This is a genomic window from Streptomyces sp. NPDC102283, from assembly GCF_044766265.1.
In the GTDB taxonomy this organism is placed as follows: Bacteria; Actinomycetota; Actinomycetes; order Streptomycetales; family Streptomycetaceae; genus Streptomyces.
Genome location: NZ_JBIWLQ010000009.1, coordinates 108,768 through 123,956 on the forward strand (window position 1 = coordinate 108,768; position 15,189 = coordinate 123,956).

The following is a 15,189-nucleotide window of genomic DNA, read 5'->3' on the forward strand; positions in this document are numbered from 1 at the left end:
TTTCTCCGGGGGGTGAGTGGTCAGTGGCGGATCTGGCCGGTGAACGGCGCGCGCAGGTCGGCGGGGGTGGAGTGGCGCCGTACCAGGCGGGCGGTGCGCTGGTGGCGCTGGCAGATGGTGAGTTCCGGAGCGCCTTCGGGCAGTCCGGGGCGGCACGCTTCCCGGGCGGGAAGGTCGCCGGAGCCGGGCCGGGGTGAAGCGTGGTAGGCGCTGTGGATGTGGTCGGCGGCCTGCCAGATGCGGGTGCGCGCACCGTGGAGGTGATCGCCTGCGACCGGTACGAGGGGACCGGTGCGTGAGGTGTGTGCGTCGAGCAGCCCGTGCAGGGAGACGAGGTGGGCGTGCAGGGCGTCCAGCTCGTCCCGGGACGCGACGAGCGGGCCGGCGGGGAGGTTGAGCGCTCGGTGGAAGTCGAGCGCGGCGGTCGCGAAGGGTACGAAGTCCTGCGCAGGCGGGGCAGGGTTACGGGACATGAGGGTGCTCTTTCCGGACGCGGGGAGGCGCGGGCGTCAGGCCGCGAGCGCGAGCGGCATCGCCGCAGCGGTGAAGGCGCTGGCCTGCTGCCAGGTGAGCGGACGCAGGTCGAGTCCGGCGCCGACCGCCGCGGTCTCCACCACCGCGCAGTCGGAGCGCAGCTCCTCTTCGGAGTCGGCGGAGACGGTCAGCAGACCCGTCAGGGCCACATCCGCGTGACCAGCGATGAGCTGACGCTCACGCGCCTGGATGTCCTGGTACTCGATCGCGTCCGCCTCGGATTCCACCTGGCCACGCCGCGCGCGCTCGGCGGCGTCCGCGACCACGCTCGCCTTCTTGCGCTGGATATCGCGCAGGGCGGCGTCCACGCTCACCGGCTCGTAGGCGAGCGAGAGGGTGCGGCGCACGCCCGCCGTGAACAGGAGCTGGTGCAGGAATCCGGCTCCGACCGTTGTGCGAGGCCAGTTCTCCACCCAGTAGGTGGAGTGGAACGCGGAGTCGGAGACGATGTGGTCGCCCTTCTCCACGACCACGACCGGGCCGGCGGCGGCGGGCTCGGCCTCGGGCCGGCCGGAGGCGGACCAGCGGTCCAGCGCGGGCAGGGCCTTGGGGTCGTACGCCGTGCGCACGACAGCCGCTATCTCGCGAGCAGTGAGCCAGCCGGTCGGGTTGAGACCGGCGGTCCGCGCGGCCTGCTCGAAGGTCGACGTCAGCTGGGCCAGGACGCTGAAGCTGCCGGTGAGGCCGCCGCCTGCCCGGTTGATCAGCCGCTGCGCGGCCTTGGCGTCCAGGCTGATGGCGACGTACGCCTCGTGCGGCGCGGCGGCGGGGCCCGCGCTCTGGATCAGCTCGGTGTAGATCGCGCCCGCGAGCGGGGTGTCGGGCCGGCCGTGCTCCTCCCAGTACCGGCGAAGGGCGTCACCGCTGTCGGGGACCGTACGCTCGACGACCTGGATGCGGGCGACGTGCCCGGTACGGGCCAGCGCGGCGAGCGCCCGGCCCCACCCGGCGACGTTCGCGTTCTGCGTGCCCGGGTCCAGCAGGGCGTAGGCGCGGGAGGAGACCTTGACGACGGCGGTCAGCGAACCGGTGTGGGGATCGTGCACGGCGCCGTACCGCCGGTCGGGAGCGGTGACCACACGCAGGCTGGCGGAGGTGCCCGGCAGATTGAGGTGCCCCTCGCGTACGGGACGTCGGGACGGGCGGGCGAGCCAGATCAACTGGCCCCGCATCCGGCGCAGCGCGTACCGGAGGACGATCGGAGTCCAGTCGGCCAGGGACCGACCGCGCTTGCGGACGAACACGAGCAGGGCGATGGCGCTCCACAGCGGGATGAGCTGGAGGGCGCCGACCACGCCACGGGTCATGATCACGGCGAGCAGCAGCAGCCCGGTGAACCCGGCGACGATGAGCTGGGGGACGGTCAGGCCGAGCAGCACGCCTCGGCGCGAGCGGTGCGGGAACTTGACGGTGGCCGAGGCGGTTTCGGCCTGGGATCGGGCAGACATGGCGGGTCCAGACAGTCGGTGCGAGTGCGGCAGGGCGGAGGGCGCGGCGCTCTTCTGGAGGACATGGCAGGGCTCCTTCGGTGGTGATCGGGGGAGGCGGGGGCGGACTGCTGGGTGGCAGCCCGCCCCCGTACTCGTGGCGGGTCAGGATCCGGACGGCGGACGGGTCGGGAAGACCCAGTTCGTCTCGGACCCGGTGGGCGACGGACCGGCGCCGGTCGGGGGCGGAGACCCGGGGCCGCCCGGGGACGCCGAGCCGACGCGTGGCATGCTCCCGCCCGGGATCGGGACCGCAGCGGGCTGGGCTGCGGAGCCGTCCTCGCCATCGGCGGTTTCCGTGCCGCCGGGCCGGTTGATCAGCGGAGGGATGCCGGGCCGCTGGATGAGGGCCCGACCCTTGTCACCGGAGGCGTCCGGGTCTTCGCCGTACCGGAAGTTCGTCCGGGCCTTCGGCGGTCCGGAGTCGATGCCCTCCTTGCTCAGATTCCTGCCGGTGGGGTTGATGCCGGAGGTGACACCGTCGCTCCCCGCGCCGGGAACCTCGCTGGGCCCCTGAGGGGCGGGGGTGCCGGTGCCGGCCTGCATCGCGAGGGTGCCGGCCGTCTTCGCGGCGCCTGCGGCAACCGCCACTCCGGCGACGCCGGTGCGGTGCAGATCGTCGTTGCTGCCGCCGTCGCTGGCCCAGTGAATGAACTTGTACGTCGCGTAGGGGCAGAGCAATACCAAGATCATGACGACGAGTCCGGCCAGTGCGTCGGAGAGCGCGGCCATGCCGTCCTGCGAGTCGGCCTTGCCCATCGCCGAGACGCCGATGAGGAAGACCACCGTCATCAGGAGCTTGGAGACGACGAGCGTTGCGGTGGCCTCGATCCAGCCGCGACGCCAGCGCTTCGCCACCTCCCAGCCGCCGCCCGCTCCGGCGAAGACCGCCAGGGAGACGAGGATCAGCACGCCGACCTTCCGCGCGACCATGACGCACCAGTACATGAACGCGCCGATGGCACAGCCGAAGGCGACCAGGGACGGGACGCCCCAGCCCAGGCCGTACATCGCTCCGAGTTGCTGCACGTTGATGATGCGGCGGATGGCGTCGTCCACCGAGGTGTTCGCGGCTTGGAACAGGCCGTCGGACAGCACGTCGACGACCGTGATCGCGACGGACGTGAAGGCGACGGCGCAGAAGCTGAACAGGACGCCGGTCATCGTGCCGACCGCAGCCTGCGCCAAGGCGCGCTCGTCCCGCCTCCAAGCGGCGGACACCAAGGCGATGCAGAAGAAGCCGACGGTGAGCGCGAGGCCGATCGGAAGCAGTAGTTCGTAGTTGGTCCTGAACCACTGCGCGTTGAGGTCGATCGCGGTGGTCGAGTTCACGGCGTCGGCGGCGAGATCCGCCGCGCTCGCCGCGAGTTCACCCGCGGACTTCGCGATCCACGCCCCGATGCCATCGGTGACGGCCCCGGCGGGGTTGCTGGCGAAATCGACGGCTCCGCAGACCTTGTCCATCAGCGGAAAGTCGCAGACTCCCATAGCGATACCTCCTTTCTGAGGGTGGGGTCAGGGCGCGACGGCCGGCAGAACACCGGCCAGCGTGCAGGGAGAGGAGGGGCGGCATTGGACCGCGAGGGTGGTGACGCGGCTCTCCGCGCCTCCGGCCGGGGAGCCTTTCCACGCGATCGACTGCTTGCCGGAGACCGTCACGGCGTACAGGTAGGTCTGCGTGATCGCTCCAGGATCGTCCTGGAGAGCCCGGGTGAACGAGTCGGGGAAGTGCCCCTCGTTCACGACCCCCTTGGCGCGCTGACCGTTGTCCGCCATCTGCTTCCAGAGCACGGGCGACGGGACGAGCTTGGCGACCGATGCGGTGTCGACGTACTTCTTCTCTCCGGTCATCCACCCGCGCAGCGCGGACAGCAGCGCCTGCTGGGAGTAGGCCCGGGTGTCGTACGACCACAGCGCCGCTGCCGCCGCCTTCCCGTAGGCGATCGGGTCGTGCGTCTTCGGCGGTCGAGGCAGAGCCCGGTGATTTGCGTGCGGAGGCGGCGATGCCGACGGCGCCGCGCCGGAAGGACGCGGTGTCGCCGAACTGCTGTGTGGTGCGGGCGTGGAGGGGGCCCTGGCGTCGCGCGTGAGGAAGGCGAGCAGGCCGGCGAGGGCGACGAGGACCACCAGGACGGCGGTGCCGAGCAGCGCCCGGCGGCGCACGCGAGATGCGCCGCCGGGGTTGGAGGAGTGGGCAGGCATCAGCGGACCTGCGTTCCCAGCGTGCTGAAGAAAGCAACGATCCCGTTCGCCGCCCCCAACAGGAGGGCAGCTCCAGAGCTGACCAGCACGCCCTTCTTTCCGTTCGCCTCCGCCTGGTGCCCACCACTGTGATGGCCCCAGGCCCAGACGCCCGCGCTGACGGCGAGCGCGCCGACGATGGCGACGAGGCCGAAGAGGTTGATGGAGCCCATCACCTGCTTGAGGACGGAAAGGCCGGGAAGCCCGCCCTCGTTCGGCTTGATGCCGGGGTCGTAGGCGAGCTGGATGACCTTGTCGGCCAAGTACATAGCGAACTCCTGTTCGATTTAGTGCACGCCGAAGCCCGAGAGGTGGAGCGACGACGCGAGAAGAGAGGAAGAGGGGAGGGGAGGGGCCGGGTCAGACGACGCGGCGGCCCGCGAGGATCTGCGGCTTCCAGGAGGCGAGGGTCGTGATGCGCACGACGTCACCGGTCTTCGGCGCGTGCACGATCAGCCCGTGGCCAATCGCCATGCCGACGTGCTCCGGCGTGGCGGCGGACCCCTCGGTGAACAGGAGGTCCCCCGCCCGTACGGAGCCGACCGCTACCGGCTTGCCTTCATTGACCTGCGTGTAGGTCGTCCGCGTGAGGGAGACCCCGGCGGCCTTGTAGGCGCCCTGCATCAAGGACGAGCAGTCGCACCGGCCCATCGGGTCCTTGCCGTGCGAGTCGGCGCAGCTCCCACCCCACTGGTACGGGGTGTCGAGCTGGCCCAGAGCCCAGCGGATCGCCGTCTGGACCTTGGCCGGAGCGTCCGCCGGGATCTGGTACTCGTCGGGTACCGATCCGGGCGGGATGGTGCCGAAGTCGGTCCCGTCCGAACCGGTCGTACAGCCCCCCGCAGCGGCCGGAACTTCTCGGGGGCCGGAGGGAGCGGCCGACGCGTCGTCGCCTTTCGTGAGCAGCGGCTCGATCGCGCGCTGCAGAGCGGTCGCCAGCGGCTCCCACTTCGCGTACGCCTCGGGGTAACCGCTCAGCTGCACTTCCTGGGCGGCCTGGGTCACGGACAGGGATTCCCAGCCCGAGACCTTCTTGAGCCCCTCGTAGAACTTGGTGCTCGCGTGGACCGGGTCGAGGACCTCGGTCGCCGAGCCCCAGCCCTGGGACGGGCGCTGTTGGAAAAGCCCCAACGAGTCACGGTCGCCGTAGTTCAAGTTCCGCAGGCCGCTCTCCTGCAGAGCGGTGGCCAGGGCAACGACCTGCCCCCGGGGAGGGACGTTCATCGCGACGCCGGTGGCCTGGATGGTCTTGGCGTGGGGGATCTGCTCGGCGGGCGCGTCCAGACCCGGCACGGACACCGAGTCCTTTTCGCCCCCGTCCAGACTCGCCTTCACCTGCTTGGCGATGGCCGCACTGTCCACCGACTGCTCACCGCCGACGGAGCAGGTGGCCGCCGAGGCGTTGCTGGCCGCGTAGCCAAGTAGCGGGAGGGCCAGCAGGGATCCGGTAGCGCAGAGACCGGCGACGGCTCCCAGGGCCTTCTTCATCGCGACCGCCGGTCAGCAGCGGGGCGGGGCTCGTCGTGCGACGTGGGCGTGGAGGGGTGCGGGCGTATCAGGGCATGCTGCATCGCAGCGGCTCCTCGTGTTCGTAGGAGGCGCGGTGCCGACCTCTCGTGCAAAGCCGTCGGCACCGCGCCGATGTGCGTCCGCCTCTCAGGGCGGGCCCGGGTCACGGGAGTTGGTAGCTCCCGGACACCGGTCTCCGGTCAAGCGCGGCAGCGAGCCGCGCTCGTAATCTCAGGCGGTACACCTGGCCTCCTGACAGCGCGTGGAACGAGGGGGGAAGCGTGCCGCGCCGGGGTGCTCGATAGGACGAGACAACACGGATAAGCACAGGTCAGCAGGGGTGAAGCGAGGCTTCGTCCCGGTGACACGGCGAGACAGTAGACCGGGAATCCGGCCGCACCAAACGACTCCCGGACCGGGGCCGCAGGACGGCACACCTCGTTAGGCCCGGCCGGAGAGCACGGCTAACCTCCGGCACAACCCCGCCCGAGATGCGCGCCGTTGAGCGTGGTCCGGAGCGGGAACTGCCCCGTCATGCCCTGAAAGAGGCCCTCCACATGAGCTACACGCTGCACCGAGGCGACGCCCTCACCGTGATGAAGACCCTCCCGGACGAGAGCGTCGACGCCGTCATCACCGACCCCCCGTACAACAGCGGTGGCCGAACCAGCTCCGAGCGCACCGGTCGTACGGCGCGAGCGAAGTACGTCACCAGCAACTCGGCGCACGACCTCGCCACCTTCCCCGGCGAGAACCGTGATCAGCGCTCGTACCGCTCCTGGCTGACCGAGCTGATGACCGAGGCATACCGGGCATCGACCGAGCACGCGGTCGCCGTCGTCTTCTCGGACTGGCGCCAGGAGCCCACCACGTCCGACGCCCTCCAGATGGCGGGGTGGACCTGGAGCGGAACGATCCCGTGGATCAAGCCCGCCAGCCGGCCCCGCCAGGGCGGGTTCAAGCAGTCCGCCGAATTCATCACCTGGGGAGTCAAGGGCAGCCTGGCCAAGGGCCGGGACCTCTACCTGCCCGGACACTTCATCGCGTCCCAGCCGCGTAAGGGCAGGGTGCACATCACCCAGAAGCCGGTCGAGGTCATGCAGCAGCTCGTACGGATCTGCCGCGAAGGCGGAACGGTGCTCGACCCGTTCACCGGCAGCGGGTCCACGGGCGTCGCGGCCCTGCGCGAAGGCCGCCGCTTCGTGGGCGTCGAACTGTCCTCGCACTACGCCGACGTGGCCGAGCAGCGGCTCCGCGCGGAGCTGACGCAGGACGACGTCGCCCTGGCCGGACCGGAGGCATGATCATGAGAGCGAAGAGAGCCCGAGGCCAACGGGCCGCAGCCGCCCTTCTCGTCACGTCAGGCCGCCTCGAACGCCCTCCGGATCAACGGCGTTGCCCTCTCCAGGTCGTCCGCCGACGCGAGCCGCACCTCCACGTCCCCGGTCCCCAGGTGCCCGATGCCGCGCATGTCCCGGGAGAAGCCCTCCTCCAGCACGACCGAGCCCGGGTCCAGTCTGAGGTACACGAGGATCGCCTCGTGCCTCGGACGGAACAGCACTGAAGCCACATTCACCAGCCGCCGGTAGGCGATGTAATGCCGAAGCGCTGCCACCTCGACCTCGCCCCACGCCGTGAGGGCGTCGTCCAGTTCCGCGTACAGGTCCCGCAGGCACTCCGGGACGAGGCCGGCACTTCCCGGCCCCGGACCGGCCGGCACCGTCGGCGCGCGGACGCCTGCGGCGTCCCGCTCCCGGTGCCGCCGGGACGCAGCGGGGTTCTGGGTGCCGGGCGAGGAGTCGACGAGCAGGAGGCTCAGCAGGCCGCCGTCGAAGACGCGGTAGCGCACGAGGTCGATCCGCTCGGGCAGTCGCTGCACGGCCACGCGATCGTGATGGGAGAAGCTGGCCGCGATGCAGACCATCCGCGGTCGACGCCAGTCGATCGACTCGGCGGCCTCCGGGCCGAGCACCCTCCGGACGAGCGCCTCGAACTCGTGGTGCGCCGAGTCCAGCCAGGACAGGTAGGAGACAGCCTGCGACAGCACCCCGCTGTCGGAGCCCTTCTTGAACTCGATCACCACCGGGGCGCCGTTCTCGTCCAGCCCCAGGGTGTCGATCCGCCCTCGGTGCCACGGACCGGTCGGGTACTCCGACGCCAGGAACCGGATGCCGAGCATCTGCTCCAGACCGGCCTCGACCCGCCGCTGCAGCTCCACTTCCAGCCTCACCGTCGATCCGGGCAGCTCTACGTCCTGCCCGCCCGCGTCTCGTCGGAACAACATCAGCTCGGCCACCAGCGCCCCCTCCTTTGATCCCTGCAAGGAGGCCAATCGAACGAACACCCTGGATATTCCGCCTGCGGGTAGGTCCGATCACTCGGCGAGGCGAGGCGAGGCGACGCGCAGGCAGGCGTATCGATGGGGGCGCTCCTCGACACACCGCCGGAGCCACACACCGTCCGACGGCCCGGCAGAGCCGATCCGCACCGCGGCGCTGCGGCCGATCAGGATCGGCAACGCCGGTGTCGTCAGCGCGGCGGGCGACGCCGCCCCCGGCGCCTGGAAGCGCCTGGTGGCCCACATGATCCGCTCATACGCCACACCCGGCGCCCCCATACCCCCCATGCCGGACGCGCCCACCTCCGCAGCCCTCTACCGGGCTATAGGGTCCGCCTCACCCGACCGGACCCCGACAGCCACTGACGCCGATCGGCAAGCGACTGCCGAACTCGTGGCCGGGAACGCGTTTCACACGTCGGCTTCCGACTCATCATCCGCACTGGTTTCATCTTCGATCAGCCCGTACGGCGGGCGCTCCTCGTTGCGGCTGTAGCGCACCACCACGTCGTTCTCCACCGGCGGCGGCGGACTGTTGTCGGCGACGATGAGCTGTGCCCGGCTGCCGCGGTCCGCGAGCCAGAGGGAGAGATGCTGGTAGAAGTCCCCGATCGCCACGGCGTCCGCGATCACGGCATCGAGGGTGCCGCCGTGGCCAAGATTCTTCTGGGGGCTGTCGATCATGAGGAATCCGGGGTGTGCTGCCCCTTCTTCGACGGCGATCTCGAAGACGGCGAGCTGCCAGGCCAGGGTCAGCAGGGTGCGGGCGCCGGACGAGGCTTCCTGGTACGGCTCGCCGCGTACAAAGGGGGTGAGGTCGGTCTTGATGAAGGGCGTACTGACCTTGGGGTAGCGCCAGGCCCGGAGAAGTTCGCCGTACCGGCTGCTGATCTTGGCGATGACACGGTCGCGGTCGTGAGAGGCGTCTCCGAGCCGTGCGAGTTCTTCCCGGAGACGGGCGATGTCGGTTTCCAGGCGTTCCACGGCGTCGGCTCGTTTGGTGAGTCCTTCGCGGAGCTTGACCGCGCTCTCGGCCTGTTCGACTTGGCGCAGGACCTGTTCGCGCCTTCGGTGCAGGTCGTCGCGGGCGGCGAGGAACGGTGAGACTGAGGGCGACGTAGCGGCGTCCAGCGCGGCTGCGGCCTCCTCCTCCCGGACGGCCGCGTCTTCCGCCCGGAGCTTGAGTGTGGCGAGCGAGGCACCGAGCTCATCGATGTAGCCGGTGATCTCCTTGAGGCGGGCCTTGGTGGACCGGGTCTCGGCCGCGACGTCCACCCGGTTGTCCGCAGCCTGGCTCCCGGCGTCGGCAGCACCCAGAACCAATGCCCCTCCCCCTGAGGCCAGTTCGTGGCGGCACAGGCTGCAGCGTCCGTTGTCGGCAGTGGGGGAAGCCGAGAGCCGGTTCAGGCAGGCGGGGCAGGTGGTGACGCTCAACGGGTCGAAGAGCTGCTGCGCCTCGCCGAGCATGCCGAGCTTGAGGAGATCATCCGCGTACTGCGCCCGCAGAGGCATCAGGCGCTGGAGCTGAGTTTCGCAGTCCCGCAGGATTGCTGCCGCCCCTTGGGAATTCTGGGCTGCCGTCTTGTGCTGGCGGCGCAGGTGGGCCGCGAACTGCGTTCCCGCCTGCGCACGGCGGTCCAACTCCCGCAGCTGGCTCGTGATGTCGGCCAGCTTCCGTTCGTGAACGGCTGGAGTGGGTTCGCTTTCCAGCGCGGTGGGAGCCTGTTCCACGACGAAGGTACGGGCTGCCGCGAGTTCGGCCTTGGCACGGTTGAGCCGGCCGCCGAGTTCCTGGATGCGCTGGCCGAGTTCGACGGCGCGGTCATCGTGGACCCCGAAGGCGACGTCGAGGACCTGCCGCAGTTTGTGCTTGCGCATGTAGTCGTTCTCGAACAGGAAGTTTTTGTCCGCGACGCGTTCGTTGGGAAGGAAGGCGAGCCACATCAGGTCGCGGAAGCTGAGCGGGTCCGTGCGGGACTCGCTGTTGGTGGGAGCTTCGCGTAGCTGGACGCCTGCGAGCTTGCAGTGGCTCAGAAGCAATGAGGACAGACTCTCCTGCGCCCCGGGCGGATCGATGGGCCTGCTCTCCGCCCCGGATGCGGGCCTGCTGTCGAACGTGCCGCGCCGGACGAAGGCGACCTTGGAGGGTTCTCCGACCGACCGCTCGATCACATGCGGCTCGCCGGAAAGCTCGACTTCCAGGAGGCATGAACGGACCTTGCGCAGCACCTCCTGGTGGCGGGGGTGCCGTTTCGCACCGAGCCCGTAGGCGATGAACTCCAGTACCGCGGTCTTGCCGGAGCTGAACGCCCCGGCGATGACGGACAGGTTCCGCACCCGCTCCTCGGCGGTGAAGTCGACGTCGTAGGACCGCTCCATGCCTACCAGACGCAGACGGCGGATGCGGATGCCGGGAAGCGGCTCCATAGTGATCATTCCTCCCAGGACGTTTCCAGCACGGGCCCCGGGCCCAGGACGCTCATGAGGGCAGCAGCGGGGCCGCCGTTCCCGTCCGGCCGGAGCCACCGCGCGGTCTGCTCGCGCAGTCTCTTGTCGCTGAGCTTGCGGAGCTGGCGGACGACGATGCCGGCGGCGGTGGTGAAGGAGGTGGCGTAGGTGGCGGTGAACTGCCCGCCGAGATCCTGACCGGCTTCGGTGATCGAATAGGTGAGGGAGCCGCCGCGGTTGCGGATGCGGCAGCACCCGTAGGCCACCAGAAGCGCCAGGTCGTGCTGGATCCGTTCGCGCCGGCTCGTGAATCGCTGGGAGGAGGACGCGTAGGCCAGGACCTGCGGGTCGAATCCGGCCAGCCGCAGGAGGCTGGCGTCCCGGCCCTCGGAAGGAACGACGAGGAAGGGGTTCGCGGACAGGAAGTCGTAATACCCGATGCGCTCCAGGGTCGCCCCGTTCGCGTCCTGCGCGGCAACGGCGTCCAGGAGCAACAGCAGCTGAGCGAGGCGGAAAGGCACCTCGTCCTCGGGCATCACGACCGGCCGGTCTGCGTGCACGGCGTGCTCCTCATCAGTGGTCGAGCGGTACGGGCGGTCGGGGGCTCAGTCGTCGGCGTGACCGCTCGCGATCTGCCGCCAGTACGTGACCCACCCTGCCCGACGGTTGTCGACCAGCCGGTGGACCAGGCCCCAGCTGTGCGTCACCTCCAGACGCAGCACCTTCGGCAGCTTGCCGTGCTCGGAGCGCACCTCACGCCAGACCCGGCCGTGCAGAGCGGGGAGGGTGTCCTCGGACGAGCACTCGTTGAACTGCATCTCCCACACACCGTGCAGGGTGGCGTCGGCAGAGCTCAGCGCGGCAACCTCGGCTGGCACGCCCTTGTGTGCGACTTCGCGCGCCACCAGGTCCGCGTTGAAGAACTGCCGTTTGGCCGAGTCCAGTTCGACGTGGCCGGCCTCGGTCATCTGCCGCACGAACAGGGCCGAGTCGAGCGCGGTCGCCTCGTCCTCCTCCACGTCCAGCACGAGCCGCATCTGCCCCTGGGCGGGGACGGAGGCGGCGGGCGCGGTGAAGGGTTCGTAGTAGGCGCGGCGTACCTGGTCGCCTTCGGGGCTCTGCAGCTTCTTCACGAGCGTGGTCTCGTCCCACAGCTCGATGACGAGGCCGTGCGCCTTCTCCTGCCGTTTCTTCCAGCCGTCCCACCAGCTGGCTGCCAGCCCGTCCATGCTGGAGGGGATGCACAAGATCCAGAGCGTGATGGTGTGACCGTTGGCCGCAGCGGCTTTGAGCGCGTTCGCGAGGGACTCGCGAATCTGCTGTGACTGGTTGGTTGTGGTTTTCGGCATGAAATACTTGGACTGCCAGACCGTGATGGCGCCCCCGAGGTCACCGGCGAAGGCGTCGATTCCCCAGTCACCGGGATTCGCCGCGATCACCCGGACGTTCGGATTGGTCGCGCTGGCGAGCTGCGCGAGCATCTGCTCGAAGTCGGCCCGCGCCCCGTCCGGGCTTCCGGTCCGCAGTTCGTGCACGCCGAAATGGATGGGTGGTACCCCGGCTGCCACCGGTATGGAGCTGTCCAACCCGCACCCCCGACTCCCGCAGGCAACCCGAACGTACTGTGCTCGGCGGGACGTTCACCCTGCGCCACGCACAGTAACGGCCGCCAGCGTACGCGTTACGGATCCGTCCGATCAAGGTTCCTGCGGTGGGCAGCAAAAACGACCCAAAGCCCAAGGGCACCCATGAGGAAGGTTGAGCTGTGCTGATCGACATCCAAGCCGAACAGGTGCTGCACGCGTGCGGGCTGACGGGCGTCACCTACTTCCCCCGGGCCGCCGGTGGCCACCTGCACGCGGACACAGCCCGGTTCCTCTCCTCAGTCGGACTGCCCACGAACAAGTTCTTCTCCCCCAAGCTCGACCTGGACGACACAGACCGCCTCCAGTACGGGCCGTCCCTGAAAGCCGCCTTCGACGAAGACCAGGCCACATGCCCTCCCGAGGCAGAAACCTGGAGATCCTCGGCGAGTTCCAGTACGCAACCGTGGCACTGGACCCCGACACCGGACGCGTCTACTCGTTCGGGGAAGGAGAAGAGTTCTACCTGCCCATGCACAGCGACGTGTCCTGCCTCGCGCACACAGTCATCGAACTCGAAGCCGAACTCGCCGGGTTGAAGAGCATCCCTCAAGACGACGAGCACGCGCGGGAACGAGCCGTCAGCCAACTGCGGCAGCGCGTCAGCGACCGAGACAGTGTCCCCTTCGCGAGCGAGGAAAGCGAATGGAGCAAACTGTTCGAGGAGATCGGTTTCGGCATGTGGGGCTGAGCACGCCGGTCAGAGAGACAAGAAAACTGCCTTCACGCGAGGCAGTGACCAGGTTGCTCGCCGAGCACGCCCAGTGCGCCTGCTTTGAGCAGCGCAAACGCCATCGGATGGCATCACGCGACTCTGGGCGACAGGATCGCTCTCGGTCTCGTAATGCGTAGGTCCGGGGTCCGAGTCGCCAGGGACTTTTCAGGGACTTTCAGCTCTGTCGGAGGGACGTCCGAGGGAGTTTTCGCTGTACAAGCACGGAAGGCTGCGACAGTGCTGAAAGGCCCTCGGCTTCGGGCACGTGCAGCCTCGCCGTGGCTCTGTAGCGCTCCGGCACGGCGTCGGGTCGGCATGGGCAGACGAGGCTCTTCCGGGCCGCACACGGTCCTGACCTCGGAGAACGTGCCCCGGCGGGCCCGGCGGGGTGAGCGCCGGGCCCGCCCGGGGGACGGTCAGTAGGCGTAGAACCCCGAGCCTCCAGGCGGCCCGCGTCGACCATGCGCTGGAGCAGCGGGGGAGCGGTGTACAGCGGCTCCTTGTACTCGGCGTACACGTTGCACAGGCGGCCGCGGGGGCCGGGCGGCCAGCTACCCTCGGGGTTGTCTTAACCTCGGCGTTTCAGTTGGGTTGCTAGGCGGCTGAGCGAGGTTGTTTGAGGTCGTGTGGGCCGGTGGGCATGGTGAGGGCCCGACGCGGGGTCGGGTTCTCCAAGGTCCTTGGGTCGAGGTGGGCGTGGACGGCGGGTCAGCTGGCGGGGCGGGGCAGTGCGGCCAGTCGGTGGAATGCGGCCGTGAGCTCATGTCGCCAGGGCCAGGTTGCCGATATCCGCAGGTGTAGGCGGCGGCCGCCCCGGGTGATCCGGGCGGCGACGTGCAGGATCCGGTAGCGGAGTTTCTTGGGTTCGGCAGCGGCGAGTTCGCCGTCCAGCAGGAGGACGCGGGTCCAGGCGAGGAGGTCGATCGCCGCGAGGCTGAGTTCGAGCCAGGCGGCGTTGACGCCGAAGCGGCGGGAGGGGAAGCGGCCGAAACCGGTGGTCTTGCCGCACCGGATGTGGTCCTCGACTGTGGCATGCCCGCGGTGGCGGACCTCGAGGAACTGGGCCGGGCCGGAGGTGATGGGGGTGTCGGTGAGGAACACCTGGTGCCGCATGCCCTCGTCCCGGTCGAAGAGTGAGAGCTGGGCTCCGGGGTGCGGGCGTTCGCGGCGGACGATGATGCGGGTGCCGGCCGGGTAGCCGGGAAGGTCGGTCATGCCGGTCAGCTCGGCGACCTCGGCGGACTCGCGGAGGGTGCCGTCCTGGTCGACGGCGGGGTGCCAGACATGGTCGGGCAGGGCGCGGATCGCGCGGCGGACCGGCTCGGTGACCGCGTATCCGGCCGAGAAGAAGGTGCGGATTCCGCGTGTTCGCAGGTTTCGGACGTGGGTGAGGAAGAGCTTCGCGGATCCGGCGCTGTCGGTGCGGACGAGGATGTCGGTGCCGTGTCGGTGGGCGTCGGGGATCTGCGCGAGAGCGTCGTCCAGAACCGCGATGTGGTCCGCGGCCGTGTTGGCTCCGGCGTTCCCGGGCCGCAGCCGCCCGGACATGCCCTCGCCGGTGTTGGCCAGGAAACACACCAGGGGGTGGAAGCCGAAGCCGCCTTTGTAGGTGGGTGCGGCCGCCTCCTTCTCGGAGTGGCAGGCGATCAGCGTGGCGTCGATGTCCAGGACCAGGCCGGGCAGTTCCTGTCCGCCGGCTTTCGCAGGCGGTATGCCGCAGCGGGTCTCGGACGCCTGCAGCCAGGCTATTTCCCGGGCCTGGGCGCGGGCCGAGCGCAGGCGGTCCAGTACGCGTTCGTCGACGCCGGCCAGCAGTCGCCAGGTAGTCGGTGTCGAGGCGATGGGGCCGAACACCTCGCCCTGGTCGCGCAGGACGGCCAGATCCGTGATGGTCTCGCTGCCGTCAGCGAGCATCACCGCGAAGTCGGCCGTGATCCGGCCCGGGGCGTGACCAGTACCGCGTGGCCGGAGCGGTCTCAACACGGTGGAGTACGCGCTGGTCAGTCCGGTGACATCGGCGAGATCAGCCAACAACCGTGCACCGGCATGCCCGACCACCCCCGCACCGTCGGCGGAGACATGAAGCCTGGGACGAGAACCGATACCCTGCACGCAGAAAATGCCTTCCACCTGGACCGACAGAACCCCTCGACAAGGTTCATCGTCCCAGCGCGGAAGGCACTTTCGCGTTACCGCCCATGATCCGGACGGACCTCAAGTGAAAGCCCGAGGTTAGGGGTCGGAACGGCGTCCGCGAGGGCAGAGAAGTGCTGG

14 protein-coding genes and 1 pseudogene are annotated in these 15,189 nt (G+C 69.6%); 2 read left to right on the top strand and 13 right to left on the bottom strand.

Annotated elements, in window-relative coordinates; translation table 11 throughout:
• Window positions 1-20: 20 nt before the first annotated feature.
• The 6 genes from ACIRJT_RS19500 to ACIRJT_RS19525 all read right to left on the bottom strand — a co-directional run bounded on the left by ACIRJT_RS19500 (window position 21) and on the right by ACIRJT_RS19525 (window position 5,750).
• A complete protein-coding gene (locus ACIRJT_RS19500; protein WP_401636704.1) occupies window positions 21-473 on the bottom strand; it encodes a DUF6238 family protein in 453 nt (150 codons plus the stop codon).
• A gap of 36 nt (window positions 474-509) precedes the next feature.
• Window positions 510-1,982 (bottom strand): SCO6880 family protein, encoded by a 1,473-nt coding sequence (locus ACIRJT_RS19505; protein ID WP_403910765.1) that lies wholly within the window; start codon window positions 1,980-1,982, stop codon window positions 510-512.
• 144 nt (window positions 1,983-2,126) lie between these two features.
• Entirely contained in the window at window positions 2,127-3,509 is a 1,383-nt protein-coding gene (locus ACIRJT_RS19510; RefSeq protein ID WP_403910767.1) for an ATP-binding protein, read from the bottom strand.
• Window positions 3,510-3,536: 27 nt separating this feature from the next.
• Complete coding sequence (locus ACIRJT_RS19515) at window positions 3,537-4,223, bottom strand: hypothetical protein (protein WP_403910769.1); 687 nt, start codon at window positions 4,221-4,223, stop codon at window positions 3,537-3,539.
• Window positions 4,223-4,531: a DUF6112 family protein gene (locus tag ACIRJT_RS19520; RefSeq protein ID WP_030578070.1), complete on the bottom strand. Its 309-nt coding sequence runs from the start codon at window positions 4,529-4,531 to the stop codon at window positions 4,223-4,225. The genes ACIRJT_RS19515 and ACIRJT_RS19520 overlap by 1 nt, the downstream gene beginning before the upstream one ends.
• Window positions 4,532-4,622: 91 nt before the next feature.
• Window positions 4,623-5,750: a C40 family peptidase gene (locus ACIRJT_RS19525; RefSeq protein WP_403910771.1), complete on the bottom strand. Its 1,128-nt coding sequence runs from the start codon at window positions 5,748-5,750 to the stop codon at window positions 4,623-4,625.
• Between the two features lie 578 nt (window positions 5,751-6,328).
• Between ACIRJT_RS19525 and ACIRJT_RS19530 the strand changes: the two genes are divergently transcribed.
• Entirely contained in the window at window positions 6,329-7,075 is a 747-nt protein-coding gene (locus tag ACIRJT_RS19530) for a DNA-methyltransferase (RefSeq protein WP_403910773.1), read from the top strand.
• 56 nt (window positions 7,076-7,131) lie between these two features.
• On the opposite strand, the gene ACIRJT_RS19535 is transcribed toward ACIRJT_RS19530, so the two are convergent.
• The 5 genes from ACIRJT_RS19535 to ACIRJT_RS19555 all read right to left on the bottom strand — a co-directional run bounded on the left by ACIRJT_RS19535 (window position 7,132) and on the right by ACIRJT_RS19555 (window position 12,092).
• Window positions 7,132-8,067, bottom strand: a complete 936-nt coding sequence (locus ACIRJT_RS19535; RefSeq protein ID WP_403910775.1) for a DUF5655 domain-containing protein — start codon at window positions 8,065-8,067, stop codon at window positions 7,132-7,134.
• Window positions 8,068-8,145: 78 nt separating this feature from the next.
• Window positions 8,146-8,355, bottom strand: coding sequence for a hypothetical protein (locus tag ACIRJT_RS19540; RefSeq protein WP_403910777.1), 210 nt, complete (start codon window positions 8,353-8,355; stop codon window positions 8,146-8,148).
• Between the two features lie 165 nt (window positions 8,356-8,520).
• Window positions 8,521-10,536 carry a DNA recombination protein RecN gene (locus tag ACIRJT_RS19545; protein ID WP_403910779.1) on the bottom strand — a complete coding sequence of 672 codons (2,016 nt, stop codon included), beginning with the start codon at window positions 10,534-10,536 and terminating at the stop codon, window positions 8,521-8,523.
• A 5-nt stretch (window positions 10,537-10,541) separates the two neighbouring features.
• Window positions 10,542-11,117 carry an ABC-three component system middle component 2 gene (locus ACIRJT_RS19550; protein ID WP_403910780.1) on the bottom strand — a complete coding sequence of 192 codons (576 nt, stop codon included), beginning with the start codon at window positions 11,115-11,117 and terminating at the stop codon, window positions 10,542-10,544.
• 45 nt (window positions 11,118-11,162) lie between these two features.
• Complete coding sequence (locus tag ACIRJT_RS19555) at window positions 11,163-12,092, bottom strand: serine/threonine protein kinase (RefSeq protein WP_403910782.1); 930 nt, start codon at window positions 12,090-12,092, stop codon at window positions 11,163-11,165.
• A gap of 268 nt (window positions 12,093-12,360) precedes the next feature.
• Between ACIRJT_RS19555 and ACIRJT_RS19560 the strand changes: the two genes are divergently transcribed.
• The gene (locus ACIRJT_RS19560) at window positions 12,361-12,891 is read left to right on the top strand and encodes an SUKH-4 family immunity protein (RefSeq protein WP_403910784.1); all 531 of its coding nucleotides are present in this window, start codon (window positions 12,361-12,363) and stop codon (window positions 12,889-12,891) included.
• A 440-nt stretch (window positions 12,892-13,331) separates the two neighbouring features.
• On the opposite strand, the pseudogene ACIRJT_RS19565 reads toward ACIRJT_RS19560, so the two are convergent.
• Both ACIRJT_RS19565 and ACIRJT_RS19570 read right to left on the bottom strand, forming a co-directional pair.
• A pseudogene (locus ACIRJT_RS19565) lies at window positions 13,332-13,435 on the bottom strand (3-hydroxybutyryl-CoA dehydrogenase); the annotation flags it as partial.
• 188 nt (window positions 13,436-13,623) lie between these two features.
• Window positions 13,624-15,045 carry an IS1380 family transposase gene (locus ACIRJT_RS19570; protein ID WP_403910786.1) on the bottom strand — a complete coding sequence of 474 codons (1,422 nt, stop codon included), beginning with the start codon at window positions 15,043-15,045 and terminating at the stop codon, window positions 13,624-13,626.
• Window positions 15,046-15,189: the final 144 nt, after the last annotated feature.